Genomic DNA, 14,791 nt, shown 5'->3' with positions numbered 1-14,791 from the left:
GATCGGCCCGCCAACCCAGCCAAGGCGCAGTCGGCGCACCCCGTAGCCCCCGGACCGACCCGCCAACCCAGCCAAGGCGCAGTTGATGCACCCCGTACCGCCCGGATCGGCCCGCCAACCCAGCCAAGGCGCAGTCGGCGGCCCTGTGGATGGCGGCGGCGCGGGCCGACCTGACTGCTCCACCCTCATTGGCATGGAGGCGCGCACCCCGAACCCGGCACCGCGGCGGAGGGCACGGCTTCGCCCACGGGGTCCACGGGCCATCGAAGCGGGGCGGCCGTTCACGAGCGAGGACGCACAGGCCTGCTCGATGTCCGAGTTCGAGCTCCGGCGGTCGCACCGGGCGCTCTTCCGCGGCGTCTACGTCGCCAAGGACGTCAGGCCCTCGCCGACGCTGCTCGCCGAGGCCGCGCTGCTCATCTCGCCACCGGGGGCCTTCCTCTCGCACCACACGGCGGCTCGACTGTGGGGCGGCGTCGTCCCGCACCATCCCGACGTGCACGTCAGCTATCCCGGGCCGCGCGCCCAGGTCACCGGAGTCGCCGCACACCGCCGCAAGCGGTCCCAGCTCGTGGTCTCCCGCTCCGGCCTGCGCGTCACGAGCCCGTTGCAGACCTTCCGCGACCTCGCGCACGTGCTCGACCTCGTGGACCTCGTCGTGCTGGGCGACTCCCTCGTCCGCCGCCACTGCTTCACCGTCGAGGAGCTGCGCACCTTCGTGGCCGGCGCCACGGGCCCGCACAGCCGGCTCGCCCGGCGAGCGGCGTCCCTCGTCCGGACGGGCGTGGACTCGGCCATGGAGACCCGCCTGCGCCTGCTCATCGTCCTCGCCGGCCTACCCGAGCCGGAGGTCGACCACCGCGTGCACGACTCCGACGGCACGCTGCTCAGGCGGTTCGACCTCTCCTACCCAGCCCACCGACTGGTCATCGAGTACGACGGTCGCCAGCACGCCGAGTCGAACGAGCAGTGGCTGGCCGACATCGGTCGGGACGAGGAGCTCGACGACTCGGGGATCCGGCGCCTCGTGATCGTGTCGAGGGACATCTACAGCGTGCCGGGACGGACGCTGGGCCGCATCACCAAGGCCATGCGAGGGCAGGGCATGTCCGTGCCCCCGCTCAACGACGAGTGGCGACGACACTTCCCCGGACGACCGGGCGACGAGGAGTCGCCGGCCTGACCCGGCACGCCCAGTCAGCCGAGGCGCGCTTCGCGGGCCCCGAGCCGGCGTTCCCGGCACGCCAAGTCAGCCACGGCGACGTTGGCGGCCCCCGAGCCGCCGTTCCCGGCACGCTAAGTCAGCCAGGGCGCAGTTCGCACGCCCGCAGCCACGCGTTCCGGCGCGCCAACTCAGCCCTGGCGGGAGTGGGGGCGGGGGGATCGCGAAGGGAGGGTCCCGGCATACGGGGTGGGCGGCAGCGGGTACTACGTGCCCGATCTGTCCGCCCACGGCGAACAGAGGCAGAACCTGAGCCGATCACGCTCAGGATGGGAACAGGACGCACCCGACCCGCGTTGGTCGGGTTGTGCTCGTCCACAGCGGGCACGGATAGCATCGAGATGTCTCTCGATCAGTCAGGAGAAGGAACATGTTCGAACGGTTCACCGACAGGGCCCGAAGGGTGGTTGTCCTCGCGCAGGAGGAAGCTCGCCTGCTCAACCACAACTACATCGGGACCGAGCACATCCTCCTGGGTCTGATCCACGAAGGCGAAGGCGTCGCCGCGAAGGCCCTCGAGTCGCTCGACATCTCGCTCGAAGCGGTCCGGGCCCAGGTCCAGGAGATCATCGGCCAGGGGCAGCAGGCCCCGACTGGCCACATCCCCTTCACGCCCCGCGCGAAGAAGGTCCTCGAGTACTCGCTCCGCGAGGCGCTCCAGCTCGGCCACAGCTACATCGGCACCGAGCACATCCTGCTCGGCCTGATCCGCGAGGGCGAGGGCGTCGCCGCCCAGGTCCTCGTCAAGCTCGGCGCGGAGCTGAACAAGGTGCGCCAGCAGGTCATCCAGCTGCTCTCCGGCTACCAGGGCGGGCAGAGCGGCGAGAAGGCCGGCGCCGGCGTCGGCCCCGGCCAGGCCGAGGGCACCCCGGCGGGCTCGCTCGTGCTCGACCAGTTCGGTCGCAACCTCACGCAGGCTGCCCGCGAGGGCAAGCTCGACCCGGTCATCGGGCGTGAGAAGGAGATCGAGCGCGTCATGCAGGTGCTGTCGCGCCGCACCAAGAACAACCCCGTCCTCATCGGCGAGCCCGGCGTCGGCAAGACCGCCGTCGTCGAGGGCCTGGCCCAGGACATCGTCAAGGGCGAGGTGCCCGAGACGCTTAAGGACAAGCAGCTCTACACCCTCGACCTCGGCTCGCTCGTGGCCGGCAGCCGCTACCGCGGTGACTTCGAGGAGCGCCTCAAGAAGGTGCTCAAGGAGATCCGCACCCGCGGCGACATCATCATCTTCATCGACGAGATCCACACGCTCGTCGGTGCGGGTGCCGCCGAGGGCGCCATCGACGCTGCGAGCATCCTCAAGCCGATGCTCGCCCGTGGCGAGCTGCAGACGATCGGCGCGACGACGCTCGACGAGTACCGCAAGCACATCGAGAAGGACTCGGCCCTCGAGCGGCGCTTCCAGCCGATCCAGGTGCAGGAGCCGACGCTGCCGCACGCCATCGAGATCCTCAAGGGTCTGCGTGACCGCTACGAGGCGCACCACCGCGTGACGATCACCGACGGCGCGCTCGTCGCGGCCGCCAACATGGCCGACCGCTACGTCAACGACCGCTTCCTGCCCGACAAGGCCATCGACCTCATCGACGAGGCGGGCGCGCGACTGCGCATCCGCCGGATGACGGCCCCGCCGGACCTGCGCGAGTTCGACGAGAAGATCGCCGCCCTCGTGCGCGAGAAGGAGTCGGCCATCGACGGCCAGGACTTCGAGCGCGCGGCCCGCGTCCGCGACGACGAGAAGCGCCTCCGCCAGGAGAAGGCCGCCCGTGAGGCCCAGTGGAAGTCGGGCGACATGGACGTCGTGGCCGAGGTGGACGAGGAGCTCATCGCCGAGGTCCTGGCTGCGAGCACCGGCATCCCGGTGTTCAAGCTGACCGAGGAGGAGTCCAGCCGCCTGCTCCACATGGAGGACGAGCTGCACAAGCGCATCGTCGGCATGGACGACGCCGTCAAGGCGCTGTCCCAGGCGATCCGCCGCACCCGTGCAGGCCTCAAGGACCCGCGTCGCCCCGGTGGCTCGTTCATCTTCGCCGGCCCCACCGGTGTCGGTAAGACCGAGCTCGCCAAGACGCTCGCCGAGTTCCTCTTCGGCAGCGAGGACGCGCTGATCCAGCTCGACATGTCCGAGTACTCCGAGAAGCACACCGTGAGCCGCCTCTTCGGCTCGCCCCCCGGCTACGTCGGCTACGAGGAGGGCGGCCAGCTCACCGAGAAGGTGCGCCGCAAGCCGTTCTCCGTCGTGCTCTTCGACGAGGTCGAGAAGGCCCACCCGGAGATCTTCAACTCGCTGCTGCAGGTGCTCGAGGACGGCCGCCTCACCGACTCGCAGGGTCGGATGGTCGACTTCAAGAACACCGTCATCATCATGACGACGAACCTCGGCACGCGGGACATCTCCAAGGCCAACATGGGCTTCTCGGCCGGGCCCGACAGCCGCTCGGACTACGAGCGGATGAAGGCGAAGGTCACCGACGAGCTCAAGCAGCACTTCCGCCCCGAGTTCCTCAACCGCGTCGACGACACCATCGTGTTCCCGCACCTCAACAAGGCGGAGATCACGCAGATCGTCGACCTCGAGATCGCCAAGCTCGACAAGCGGCTCAAGGACAAGGACATGGGCATCGAGCTCACGCCCGCGGCCAAGGACCTGCTCGCCAAGAAGGGCTACGACCCCGTGCTCGGTGCGCGCCCGCTGCGCCGCACCATCCAGCGCGAGATCGAGGACGCCCTGTCGGAGAAGATCCTCTTCGCCGAGTTCGGCTCGGGTCAGTACATCAAGATCGACACCGAGGGCGAGGGCAAGGAGGAGAAGTTCACCTTCTCCGACATGGCCCACCCGGACGCCGCGCACCGGCCGGCCGACGACCTGCCGGAGCTTCCCGAGGGTGCCGCCCTCGACGAGGCCCTCGGCGTCAACGTCACTGCCGGCCCCACCGTGCCCGACGACCAGGTCTACCCCGACGCGGGGCTGACCGGCACGGAGCGCTGAGCGCCGCACGACAGGTCGACCGGAGGGGTCGGGGACGCGAGTCCCCGGCCCCTCCGTCGTGCGCAGCCCGGGTCGTGCGAGGTGCGGGTCGTACGCCAGGGCCGCCCGTGTCCGACCGGGGTCGTATGCCGCCCGCAGCAGGAGGCGACCACGGCCCGACGCCGGGGCGCACCCTCCCCGGCGACGCTGGGTGCCATGAGCCACCACGACCCCGCCCGTATGCCGGCCGGTGCCCCCGAGCGCCCGGCCGCGCCGCCCGCCGCCTCCCCCGCCGCCTCTCCCGCCGCTTCCGGCCTTTCCGCCGCTGCCTCTCCCGACTCGCGTGACCTCGTGGCCCGCGACCTCGTCATGACGTACGGCCGCTCGCGCACGACAGGCCCGCCCGCCCTGGGCGGCGTCGACGTCACCGTCCGCGCGGGCACGAGCCTCGCCGTGATGGGGCCGTCGGGCTCCGGCAAGACGACGCTGCTGCACGTCCTCGCCGGCATCCTGCGACCGACCGGTGGCCAGGTGCAGTGGCGCGGCCGCGACATCGCCCGGATGTCCGACCGCGAGCGCACGAAGCTGCGCCGGGAGGACTTCGGCTTCGTCTTCCAGCAGGGCATGCTGCTGCCGGAGCTGCCGGCCGTGGAGAACGTCGCCCTGCCGCTCATGCTCGGGCGCGTCGGCCGGGCGGAGGCCACCGCCCGCGCCGCCGCGCTCTTCGCCCCCCTCGGGCTCGCCGGCCTCGAGAAGCGGCGCCCGGGCGAGCTCTCCGGCGGCCAGGCCCAGCGCGTCGCCATCGCCCGGGCGCTCGTCGCGCGGCCGGGCGTCGTCTTCGCCGACGAGCCGACCGGCGCGCTCGACCAGACGACGAGCGCCGAGGTCATGGCGCACCTGACCCAGCTCGCCGCGCACACCGGCGCCTCGCTCGTCGTCGTGACGCACGACGAGAACGTCGCCCGCTGGTGCACCGGCGTCGTCCACGTGCGCGACGGTCGCATCGCCGGGCACGGCGTGCCGGCATCCTCCCCGACCACCGCGACGGTGACCCGGTGAGGGCCGCGCTCGCACTCTGGTGGCGGCTGCGCTGCGCCGCTGCCGCCGACGACCGGCTGCCCGGCGTGCTCGCCGTCGTGTCGTTCGCCGTCGCGACGGCCGCCCTGCTCGTCAGCATCGCGGGGCTTCGGGCCTTCGAGGTGCGCAACCCGACCCCTCCCGGCGGCCTCGACGGGCCGCTGACCGACCAGGCCGCCCTCGGCAACCTCTACGTCACGCTCGCGTGGATCGCGACGACGTGCATGGTCATCCCGATCCTCACCCTCGGCGGGGTGGCCGCGCGCCTGGCCATCGCGCGGCGCGACCAGCGCCTCGCCGCGCTGCGCCTGACCGGTGCCACGTCGGGGCAGGTCACGCTGATGACGCTCGCCGAGGCGGCCGCGCAGGCGCTCGTCGGTGCCGTGGCCGGCGTCGTGCTCCACCTCGCGGTGCTGCCGCTCGTCGCCCGGCTCTCCTTCCAGGGCCGGCCGTTCGAGCTGAGCGAGCTCGTGCTCCCGCTCCCGCAGGTGCTCGCCGTGGTGGCCGCGGTGGTCGTCGTGGCCGTCGTCTCCGGGGCGTCGAGCCTCGCCCGGGTGGCGATCAGCCCGCTCGGCGTGGCTACCCGCACGACCCCGAAACGCCTCAGCGTGCTGCGGGTGCTCGTCGCCGTCGCGGCCGGCGCGGCCTGGGTGCTCGTCGTCACGCCGATGAAGGAGCCGCAGCGGATGACGATCGTGCTCGTGCTCGGCGCCATGATCCTCGCCGTCAACGCCGTCGGCCCCTGGGTCGTCATGGTCGCGGGCCGCGTCGCGGCGCGTGTGGCACCGAGCGCCGCGACGCTGCTCGCGGCCCGCCGCATCGCCGACGACCCCAAGAGCACGTGGCGCGCCGTCGGGGCCCTCGGGCTCGCCGTCGTCGTCGTCGGCTTCACGAGCCTCGCCTCCGTCGACGAGCCGAGCAACCCGCTCGAGGCCTACCTCGCCGACGACCTCGGCACGGGCGCCCTCGTGACGCTCGTCATCATCACCGTCGTCGGGGCCACCTCCACCGGAGTGGTGCAGGCCGCGCGCGTGCTCGACCAGCGCGAGCAGTACCGCTCGCTCGCCCTCGCCGGCACGAGCGAGCGCTCGCTCCACCGGGCCCGTGCCCTCGAGGTCGCCCTGCCGCTCGCCCTGACGATCGTGCTGGCCGCCGGCTTCGTGCTCGTGCTCATGCTGCCCTTCACGAACGCCATCGACACCGCGCTCGTCGTGCGGTTCGTCGTCACCTCGGCGGTGGCCGGAGCGGTCGTGCTGACCTCGGTGCTCGCGTCCCGCCCGCTCGTGCGGACGGCGTCCCGCGTGGCCTGAACCGGTCGTCTACGGTGGGGCGGTGATCTCGACGCACCGCCCCACCGCACCGGCCTCGACGGCGGCCCGCACCGCCGGGACGGCCGTCGTCGCCGCCCTCGTGCTCGCGGCCTGCACCGGCGCGACGCCGCAGGCCGGGGCGCCCGGCCCGTCGTCACGGGCCGGCACGACGACGAGCTCCTCCTCGAGCGCGCCCTCAGGGGTGACCGTGGCCGGCGCCCCCGCGGCCCTGCGCACGCTCGTGACGAGCGTGTATGCCGGCGGCGACCTCACGAAGACCGCATCGGCGAGCGCTGCGGCCGCGCTCGAGGCGCGCACCCCCACGACCGGGCCGGTCGCCGCCACGGCCAAGGTCGGCTCGTGGATGGGCACGCCCGTGGCCGTCGTGACGGCGGGCGACGACGTGACGCTCGCCGTCGGTCCGAGCTGGAAGGTCGTCGGCGGCTGGTGGCCCTCGCTCGGCGTCGCGAAGCCCAGCCTCGGCGGTGGCCCCCGCTGGGTGCTCGCGATCGGCTCCGACGCGCGGCCGGGCCAGCCGCTCGAGCGCACCCGCGCCGACGTGCTCCAGGTCATCGGCATCGACGGCAAGGGCGGCGGCGGCGTCATGGGCATGGCCCGCGACCTCTGGGTGCCGCTGGCGACCGGCGGCAAGGGCAAGATCAACGCCGCAATGGTGATGGGCGGCCCCACGGCGCAGGTCAGCACGGTCGAGAAGGTGACGGGCCTGCCCGTCGAGGGCTACGTCGTGCTCGGCTTCCCGGGCTTCAAGCAGGTGGTCGACGAGCAGGGGGGCATCCCGATCGTCATCCCGAGGACCGTCGTCGCCTCGCACGCGCGCGACCTCGTCATCAAGGCCGGGCCGCAGACCCTCTCGGGCAAGCAGGCCCTGGCCTACGCCCGTGAGCGCAAGACGCTGCCCGACGGCGACTTCGGGCGCTCGCGCCACCAGGGCGAGGTCATCCTCGCGGCCGCGGTCAAGGCCAAGCTGGCCGGCCCCATCGCGATCCCCGGCGCGCTGACCAGCTTCAGCAAGGTCGGGCGCAGCAACCTCAGCGCCGAGCAGATCCTCACCTTCTCCGCCGGGCTGCACCAGCTCAACCCGCTGCAGGTCGGCCGGGGCGTGGCCAAGGGCGCGTTCGGCTGGGCCGGGCAGCAGTCGATCGTCGTGCTCGGCGCCCAGGCGCGCAGCCTGTTCCGGTCCTTCCGTGACGGGAACCTCTCGTGACCGCCGGCACCCCGGTGATCCGGCGCGCGCGCACGTCGGACGTCCGCGGCATCCGGGCCCTCGTCGCGCCGCTCGCCGAGCGGCGGGTCCTGGTGAGCAAGGAGGCCGTCACGTACTTCGAGAGCCTCCAGGAGTTCCGCGTGGCCGAGCAGGACGGACGCGTCGTCGGCTGCGGCGCCCTGCACGTCATGTGGGAGGACCTCGCCGAGGTGCGCACCCTCGCGGTCGCGCCCGACCAGCTCGGCACCGGGCTCGGCGGCCGCCTGCTCGAGACCCTCGTCGACGACGCGAGGGAGATCGGGGTCGAGCGGCTCTTCTGCCTCACCTTCGAGACGGACTTCTTCCTGCGCCACGGCTTCGAGGTCATCGAGGGCCAGGCCGTGCCGATGGACGTCTACGCCGAGCTGCTGCGCTCCTACGACGAGGGCGTCGCGGAGTTCCTCGACCTCGAACGGGTCAAGCCCAACACCCTCGGCAACACCCGCATGCTCCGCACCCTCTGACCGTCGAGAGGCCACTTCGCGCGACTCCCAAAGCGTCGAGAGGCCACGTCGCGCGACTCCCAAAGCGTCGAGAGGCCAAGACGTGCGTGCGCGCGCCGGTCGAGGTCACCCGCGCCCGGACGCGGCGTAGATGCGGCGGACGACGTCCTCGATGTCGGGCTCCTCGATGGCGAGGTCGCGCACCTCGTGCCGCGCCGACACGTGGGCGAGCACGGCTGCCGCGGTCGTGCGCTCCGCGTCGAAGCCCAGACGCTGGCGCAGGCCGCCCGACTCGCTCGAGATGAGGCTGGCACCGGGCACGTCGTCGAGGTCGGGGGTCGGGGCGGCGAGGTCGAGCACGAGCACGCGCTGGGCCCCGACCGTGCCGGCGAGCCCGGTCAGGCTCCCGTCGAACGCCAGCCGGCCGCGGTCGACGACGAGCACCCGGTCGCAGAGCCGCTCGACGTCGCCCATGTCGTGCGTCGTGAGCAGCAGCGTCGTGCCGCGCTCGCGCCGCTCGGCGACGAGGAACTCGCGCAGGCGCTGCTTGGACAGCACGTCGAGCCCGATCGTCGGCTCGTCGAGCACGAGCAGCTCGGGCGAGTGCAGCAGCGCCGCGGCGATCTCCGCGCGCATGCGCTGGCCCAGCGACAGCGAGCGCACCGGGGTGCCGAGCTGCGGCCCCATCTCGAGCTGCTCGACGAGCACGTCGGTGCGGGCCCGTGTGGCCGCGTCGTCCATCCGGTGGATCGCCCCGAGGATCGCGAACGAGTCGCGGAGCGGCAGGTCCCACCACAGCTGCGAGCGCTGGCCGAAGACGACCCCGACCCGGCGCGCGACGTCGACGCGGCGGCGCATCGGGTCGAGGCCGCACGTGCGCACCTGCCCCGACGTCGGCCTGAGGATGCCGGTCAGCATCTTGATCGTCGTCGACTTGCCGGCGCCGTTGGCCCCGATGTAGCCGACGGCCTCGCCCGACTCGACCGAGAAGGTCATCCGGTCGACGGCCCGCGTCCTCCGGAAGTCGCGCACGAGCTCGTGGGTCTCGATGACGGGGGCGCTCATCCACCGGCTCCTTGGTAGTGACGGGTCCCGAGCCTCCAGCAGAGGCCGGCGATCGCCCACGCGAGCAGCGCCGCGAGCGGCGTGCACCACGCGAGCCAGTGCGGCGCGAACGGGTCAGGTGGCAGGTCGAGCACGGCGACGGCCGGGACGTAGGCGACGAACGCGGTGGGCACGACGAACGTCCAGAAGATGCGCAGCGGACCGGGGAAGACCTGCTGGCTCTGCTGGGCGGCATACGACCCGCCGTAGGTGAAGGCGTTGGTGAACTCCGCCCCGTCGACGAGGAAGAACTGGAGCCCACCGGCCGTCGTGAAGAGGGCCGAGAAGATCGCTGCGCCGCTGACGACGGTCAGGGCGAGCAGGGCGACGGTGCTCGGCCCCCAGTCGATGTCGGCCGTCGTCAGGGCCACCGCCAGGGCGACGACGGCGACGGTGAGCCGCCCGATCCTGCGCAGCGACAGGTCGCTCGTCATGAGCTGCGCGAGCAGCGGTAGCGGCCGCACGTAGAAGGCGTCGACCTGGCCGGCGCGGATGTAGACGGGCAGCTGGTCGAGGTGCCCGACGAACATGTCGGCGAGCGAGAAGGCGAGGTTGGACAGGGCGAAGACGAGCAGGGCCTCGGTGAAGTCGAGGCCGCCGAGCACGTCGACGTTGTGGAAGATCACCCACACCTCGGCGAACTCCGCGAGGCCCACCCCGACCGTGCCGAGGATGTCGGTGACGAACGACGCGCGGTACTGCAGCTGGGCACGGGCCCGCGAGGCGAGCAGGACACGGTAGGGCCGCAGCCGCTGCGACAGGGTCACCTCAGCCACCCTGCACCTCCAGGCGACGCCGCCCGGCCCGCAGCACGAGCTGGCCGAGCGCGAGCAGCGCCACCGCCCAGAAGGCCTGCACGGCGACGGCCGAGGCGATGTCGGCGCCGACGACACGCCCGGCCAGGATGTCGATGGGGTTCTGCAGCATCGACGGGAACGGCGACCACTGGGCGATGGTGCGCAGCCAGTCGGGGAACCACGGCACCGGGATGTAGAGCCCGCAGAGCAGGCCACCCGTGATCATCCACAGCAGCGTGACGCCCCGGATCTCGACGAGCCAGAAGGCGAGCAGGTTGATCACGAAGTTGCCCGCGAACGCGACGACGACGGCGAGCACGACCGACGCGGCGCCCGCGACCCAGCTGACGGGCGACGGTGGGGCCGCCATGTCGAAGAAGAGCGCCCCGAGCAGGATCGCGGGCACTCCCCGACCGAGCAGGTTGATGCCCGCCCGTCCGAGATCGCCTGCGAGATAGGCCAGCTGGGGATCGACGGGTCGCAGGAAGTCGACCGCGATGTCGCCCGAGCGCACGCGGTCCTTGACCTCCGCGAAGCCCCAGAGGTTGACGGTGCCGAGCAGGGCCTGGCCCCACCAGACGAACGCGACGGCCGTCGGGGCGTCGTAGCCGCCGATGGTGGAGCCGGCGGAGGCGAGGGCCGCCAGCAGGATCGAGGCGCGGATGACGCCGAAGACGGAGTTCGTCGTCATGCCCGCGAGGAGGGCCAGCCGGTAGGTCGAGTGCCGCCGGAAGCCCGCGCGCACGAGCAGCCAGAAGGTGCTCACGACGAGACGGCGGAGGCAGGCACAAGGGCGAACGCTACCGCGGAGCCGACTCGTCGACAACGGGGTACGTTCAGGGACATGCCGGACTCTGCCGCTGACCGCACGGACGACACCGCCCCACCGCGGCCACCGGACCGGCCCGCCGACAGCAGTGCCCCGAGCGGCGACCCGGGCGGCGCTCCGGATCGCGTGGACGTCGTCATCGTGATGGGCGTCAGCGGCAGCGGCAAGACCACCGTCGCCAAGGGGATCTCCAGCCTGATGGGCTGGGAGTTCGCCGAGGGCGACGCCTTCCACTCCGAGGCCAACGTCGCGAAGATGAGCAGCGGCCAGCCGCTCACCGACGACGACCGGTGGCCGTGGCTCGGCTCCATCGGCGAGTGGATCAGCGCCAAGGAGGCGGTGGGCGAGTCCGCCGTCGTCACCTGCTCCGCGCTGCGCCGGGTCTACCGCGACCTGCTGCGCGACGGCCGCCCGCACGTGCGCTTCCTCCACGTCGAGGCGCCGAGCGAGGTCATCCAGGACCGCATGGAGCACCGCGCTGGCCACTACATGCCCCCGTCGCTGCTGCCCAGCCAGCTCGCCACGCTCGAGCCGCTGGGGGCCGACGAGCCCGGCGTGAGCGTCACCAACGAGGGCACCGCCGCCGAGGTGCTCGACCGATCCCTGCGTGCTCTCGGACTCCGGAAGGACCCCACCGCATGACCCTCGCCACCCTGACCGCCGCCCTCCCCACCGGGGCGCTGCCGTCGGTCGCCCGCCTCGCCGACGAGGCCCCCAAGGCGCCGTATGCCGGCAACGGCCAGCTCGTCGCCGCGTGCCTGCTCGGCATCCTCGCCGTCGTGCTGCTCATCACCGTCGTCAAGCTGCACCCGTTCCTCTCGCTCATGCTCGGCTCGGCGGTGCTCGGCGCCGTCGCGACGATGCCGCCCGGCGACATCGTCACGAGCTTCACGACGGGCTTCGGCTCGACGACCGGCTCGGTCGGGGTGCTCATCGCCCTCGGCGCGATGATCGGCAAGATCCTCGAGGAGTCCGGCGGCGCGAACAAGATCGTCGCGACGCTCGTCGGCAGGGTCGGGCCGAACGGCCTGCCGTGGATGATGGCCGCCATCGCGGCGATCCTCGGCCTGCCGCTCTTCTTCGAGGTCGGCGTCGTGCTCCTCGTGCCGGTCGTCATCCTCGTCGCCCGCCGCACGGGCCTGTCGGTCATGAAGGTCGGCATCCCGGCCCTCGCCGGCCTCTCGGTGCTGCACGGGCTCGTGCCGCCCCACCCCGGCCCGCTCACCGCCATCGGCCTGCTCGGCGCCGACCTCGGCCGCACGCTGCTCTACGGCATCCTCATCGCCATCCCGACCGTCGTCATCGCCGGGCCGGTGCTCGCGACCTTCGTCGACCGCTGGGTGCCCAAGCACGTCACGGCCCTCCCCGGCGGTGGGTCCGCCGGAGGCTCGGCGGCCGGAGGCTCGGCCACCGGCGGCTCGGCCACCGGCAGCAGCGGCGACGCGCAGGGCTTCGACGAGCTCGACGCCCCGCTCGAGCCCGGCCGCCGACGCGTCGGCTTCGGCTCGGCGATCGTCGCCATCACGCTTCCCGTCCTGCTCATGCTCGTCGACGCGATCACCAAGCTGCTCGTCACCGACGAGGAGAACGGCATACGCAAGGTCGTCGACGTCTTCGGCACGCCCGTCGTCGCGCTCCTCATCGCCGTCATCTTCTGCTACTTCCGCCTCGGCCTCGCCTCGGGCATGACGCGGATGCAGGTCAGCGACTCGTTCGGCGCCAGCCTCCCCGGCATCGCCGGCATCATCCTCATCGTCGCGGCCGGCGGCGGCTTCAAGCAGACGCTCGTCGACGCGGGCGTCGGCGACGTCATCAAGGACTGGGCCACCGGCGTCAACCTCTCGGTGCTGCTGCTCGGCTGGCTCGTCGCGGTGCTCATCCGCCTCGGCACCGGCTCCGCGACGGTCGCGACGATCACGGCCGCCGGCATCGTCGGCCCCCTCGCGTCGACCCTGACCACGAGCCACCTCGCGCTGCTCGTGCTCGCCATCGGCTGCGGGTCGCTCTTCTTCAGCCACGTCAACGACGCCGGCTTCTGGCTCGTCAAGGAGTACTTCGGCCTGACGGTCGGCGAGACGATCAAGTCGTGGTCGGTCATGGAGACGGTGATCTCCGTCGTCGGCTTCGCGCTCGTCATGGCGCTCAGCGTCGTGGTGTGACCGCGATGTCGACCCTGCCCCGCGACCTCTCCCCCGCGGCCCTCGAGTTCCTGGCCGTGCGACACCTCGCGACGCTGACGACGCTGCGCCCCGACGGCTCGCCGCACGTGGTGCCGGTCGGCTTCACGTGGGACCCCGAGACGTCGGTCGCGCGCGTCATCACGAGCCGCGAGAGCCGCAAGGCCCGAAACGCCCTCGCCGGCTGCCCGGCAGTGCTCTGCCAGGTGGACGGCCGGTGGTGGCTGTCGCTGCAGGGCACCGCGCGGGTGCTCGACGACCCCGCCTCCGTGGCCGACGCCGAGCGCCGGTATGCCGCCCGCTACCGCGACCCGCGCGCCAACCCCGAGCGCGTGGTCGTCGAGATCGCCGTCCGGTCGGTGCTCGGCAACGTCTGATCGACCCGTCGTCGGGCGGGGACCCGCACGACCTACTCGAGGCTGGATCGCCGCGGCAAGTTCGCCCTGGCTGGGTTGGCGTGCCGATTCGAGGCTGAATCGGCGCGCGAAGTGCGCCTTGGCTGGGTTGGCGTGCCGAACCGAGGGCGGATCGCCGCGGCAAGTCCGCCCTGGCTGGGTTGGCGTGGCGATTCGAGGCTGAATCGCTGCGCGAAGTGCGCCTTGGCTGGGTTGGCGTGGCGAACCGAGGCTGAATCGCTGCGCGAAGTGCGCCTTGGCTGGGTTGGCGTGCCGAACCGAGGGCGGATCGCCCGGGACCGCTCGACGGTCAGGCGGGGAGGCGGTAGCGGCGGCGCGGGAGGGGCTCGACGAGGCCGTCGGCGACGAGCGAGTCGAGGCAGCGCATGACCTGGAGCGGGTCGTCGCCGGAACCCTCGAGGGCCTGCACCGGCAACGGTGCCGTCGACTCGCGCAGCCGGCGCAGCAGCTCGCCGCGCACCTGCCGGTCGGTGCCGTGCCACGCCTGTCCACGCCGGGGCGGGCCGTCGTAGGCCGGGCGGCCGTCGAGGTTCCAGGCGCAGAGGTCGGCCACCGGGCAGTCGTCGCACCGGGGCCCGCGCGCCACGCAGACGAGGGCGCCGAGCTCCATCACCGCGACGTTCCACGTGTTCGCGGTGTCGCGGTCGGCCGGCATCGACTCGGCGGCGAGCCGTGCCTCGGCCCGGTTGAGCGTCAGGTTCGGGAAGGCCTTGCCCTCGAGGGTGCGCGCGAGCACCCGGCGCACGTTCGTGTCGACGACGACCTCGGGCAGGCCGAAGGCGAAGCACGACACGGCCGCGGCCGTGTAGGCGCCGACACCGGGCAGCGCGAGCAGCTCCTCCGGGGTGCGGGGCACCTGCCCGTCGTGGCGCTCGACCATCGCCGTGGCCGCTTCGTGGAGGCGCAGCGCCCGGCGCGGGTAGCCGAGCCGGCCCCAGGCCCGCACGGCCTCCCCCGGCGCCGCGGCGGCCAGCGCGGCCGGAGTGGGCCAGCGCTCCATCCACTCGTGCCAGATCGGCTCGACCCGTGCGAGCGGGGTCTGCTGCGACATCACCTCAGAGAGGAAGACGCCCCAGGGCGGGCAGTCGGGATGGCGCCACGGCAGGTGTGCGCGCCCCTCGGTCGCGTACCAGGCGTTGACGCGCTCGTGGAGCAGCGCGAGCGGGACCCGACCGGACGGCATA

General features: G+C 72.7%; 13 protein-coding genes. 9 read left to right on the top strand and 4 right to left on the bottom strand.

All coding sequences use genetic code 11. The features are described from left to right. The first annotated feature begins 310 nt into the window (after window positions 1-310). From ABT295_RS16740 to ABT295_RS16715, 6 genes are all read left to right on the top strand, one after another. The gene (locus tag ABT295_RS16740; protein WP_352395538.1) at window positions 311-1,183 is read left to right on the top strand and encodes a putative endonuclease domain-containing protein; all 873 of its coding nucleotides are present in this window, start codon (window positions 311-313) and stop codon (window positions 1,181-1,183) included. Between the two features lie 409 nt (window positions 1,184-1,592). Beyond that, window positions 1,593-4,211, top strand: a complete 2,619-nt coding sequence (locus tag ABT295_RS16735) for an ATP-dependent Clp protease ATP-binding subunit (RefSeq protein WP_352395537.1) — start codon at window positions 1,593-1,595, stop codon at window positions 4,209-4,211. A gap of 195 nt (window positions 4,212-4,406) precedes the next feature. Further along, a complete protein-coding gene (locus tag ABT295_RS16730; RefSeq protein ID WP_352395536.1) occupies window positions 4,407-5,249 on the top strand; it encodes an ABC transporter ATP-binding protein in 843 nt (280 codons plus the stop codon). Beyond that, window positions 5,246-6,577 carry an FtsX-like permease family protein gene (locus tag ABT295_RS16725; RefSeq protein WP_352395535.1) on the top strand — a complete coding sequence of 444 codons (1,332 nt, stop codon included), beginning with the start codon at window positions 5,246-5,248 and terminating at the stop codon, window positions 6,575-6,577. The genes ABT295_RS16730 and ABT295_RS16725 overlap by 4 nt, the downstream gene beginning before the upstream one ends. 22 nt (window positions 6,578-6,599) lie before the next feature. Beyond that, entirely contained in the window at window positions 6,600-7,802 is a 1,203-nt protein-coding gene (locus ABT295_RS16720; protein ID WP_352395534.1) for an LCP family protein, read from the top strand. Next, window positions 7,799-8,305, top strand: coding sequence for an amino-acid N-acetyltransferase (locus ABT295_RS16715; RefSeq protein WP_352395533.1), 507 nt, complete (start codon window positions 7,799-7,801; stop codon window positions 8,303-8,305). The genes ABT295_RS16720 and ABT295_RS16715 overlap by 4 nt, the downstream gene beginning before the upstream one ends. 105 nt (window positions 8,306-8,410) lie before the next feature. Here the strand turns inward: ABT295_RS16715 and ABT295_RS16710 are convergent, their stop codons facing one another. From ABT295_RS16710 to ABT295_RS16700, 3 genes are read right to left on the bottom strand one after another with little or no spacing between them, the layout of a single operon-like run. Then, on the bottom strand, window positions 8,411-9,349 hold the full coding sequence (locus ABT295_RS16710; RefSeq protein ID WP_352395532.1) for an ABC transporter ATP-binding protein: 939 nt from the start codon (window positions 9,347-9,349) through the stop codon (window positions 8,411-8,413). Further along, window positions 9,346-10,164 carry an ABC transporter permease gene (locus tag ABT295_RS16705; RefSeq protein ID WP_352395531.1) on the bottom strand — a complete coding sequence of 273 codons (819 nt, stop codon included), beginning with the start codon at window positions 10,162-10,164 and terminating at the stop codon, window positions 9,346-9,348. The genes ABT295_RS16710 and ABT295_RS16705 overlap by 4 nt, the downstream gene beginning before the upstream one ends. Beyond that, window positions 10,157-10,951 (bottom strand): ABC transporter permease, encoded by a 795-nt coding sequence (locus ABT295_RS16700; RefSeq protein ID WP_352395530.1) that lies wholly within the window; start codon window positions 10,949-10,951, stop codon window positions 10,157-10,159. Before ABT295_RS16700 ends, ABT295_RS16705 begins: the two co-directional genes overlap by 8 nt. 78 nt (window positions 10,952-11,029) lie before the next feature. On the opposite strand from ABT295_RS16700, the gene ABT295_RS16695 reads away from it, so the two are divergent. The 3 genes from ABT295_RS16695 to ABT295_RS16685 are packed head-to-tail and all read left to right on the top strand — an operon-like array spanning window position 11,030 to window position 13,568. Continuing rightward, entirely contained in the window at window positions 11,030-11,656 is a 627-nt protein-coding gene (locus tag ABT295_RS16695) for a gluconokinase (RefSeq protein WP_502991188.1), read from the top strand. Then, complete coding sequence (locus ABT295_RS16690; protein WP_352395529.1) at window positions 11,653-13,173, top strand: GntT/GntP/DsdX family permease; 1,521 nt, start codon at window positions 11,653-11,655, stop codon at window positions 13,171-13,173. The genes ABT295_RS16695 and ABT295_RS16690 overlap by 4 nt, the downstream gene beginning before the upstream one ends. Window positions 13,174-13,178: 5 nt before the next feature. Continuing rightward, window positions 13,179-13,568 carry a PPOX class F420-dependent oxidoreductase gene (locus ABT295_RS16685; protein ID WP_352395934.1) on the top strand — a complete coding sequence of 130 codons (390 nt, stop codon included), beginning with the start codon at window positions 13,179-13,181 and terminating at the stop codon, window positions 13,566-13,568. A 328-nt stretch (window positions 13,569-13,896) separates the two neighbouring features. On the opposite strand, the gene ABT295_RS16680 is transcribed toward ABT295_RS16685, so the two are convergent. Beyond that, window positions 13,897-14,790, bottom strand: a complete 894-nt coding sequence (locus ABT295_RS16680; protein ID WP_352395528.1) for an HhH-GPD family protein — start codon at window positions 14,788-14,790, stop codon at window positions 13,897-13,899. Window position 14,791: the final 1 nt, after the last annotated feature.

It is taken from the genome of Terrabacter sp. NPDC000476 (assembly GCF_040300125.1).
Lineage (GTDB): Bacteria > Actinomycetota > Actinomycetes > Actinomycetales > Dermatophilaceae > Terrabacter.
This window is presented reverse-complemented; position numbering and strand designations above follow the sequence as displayed.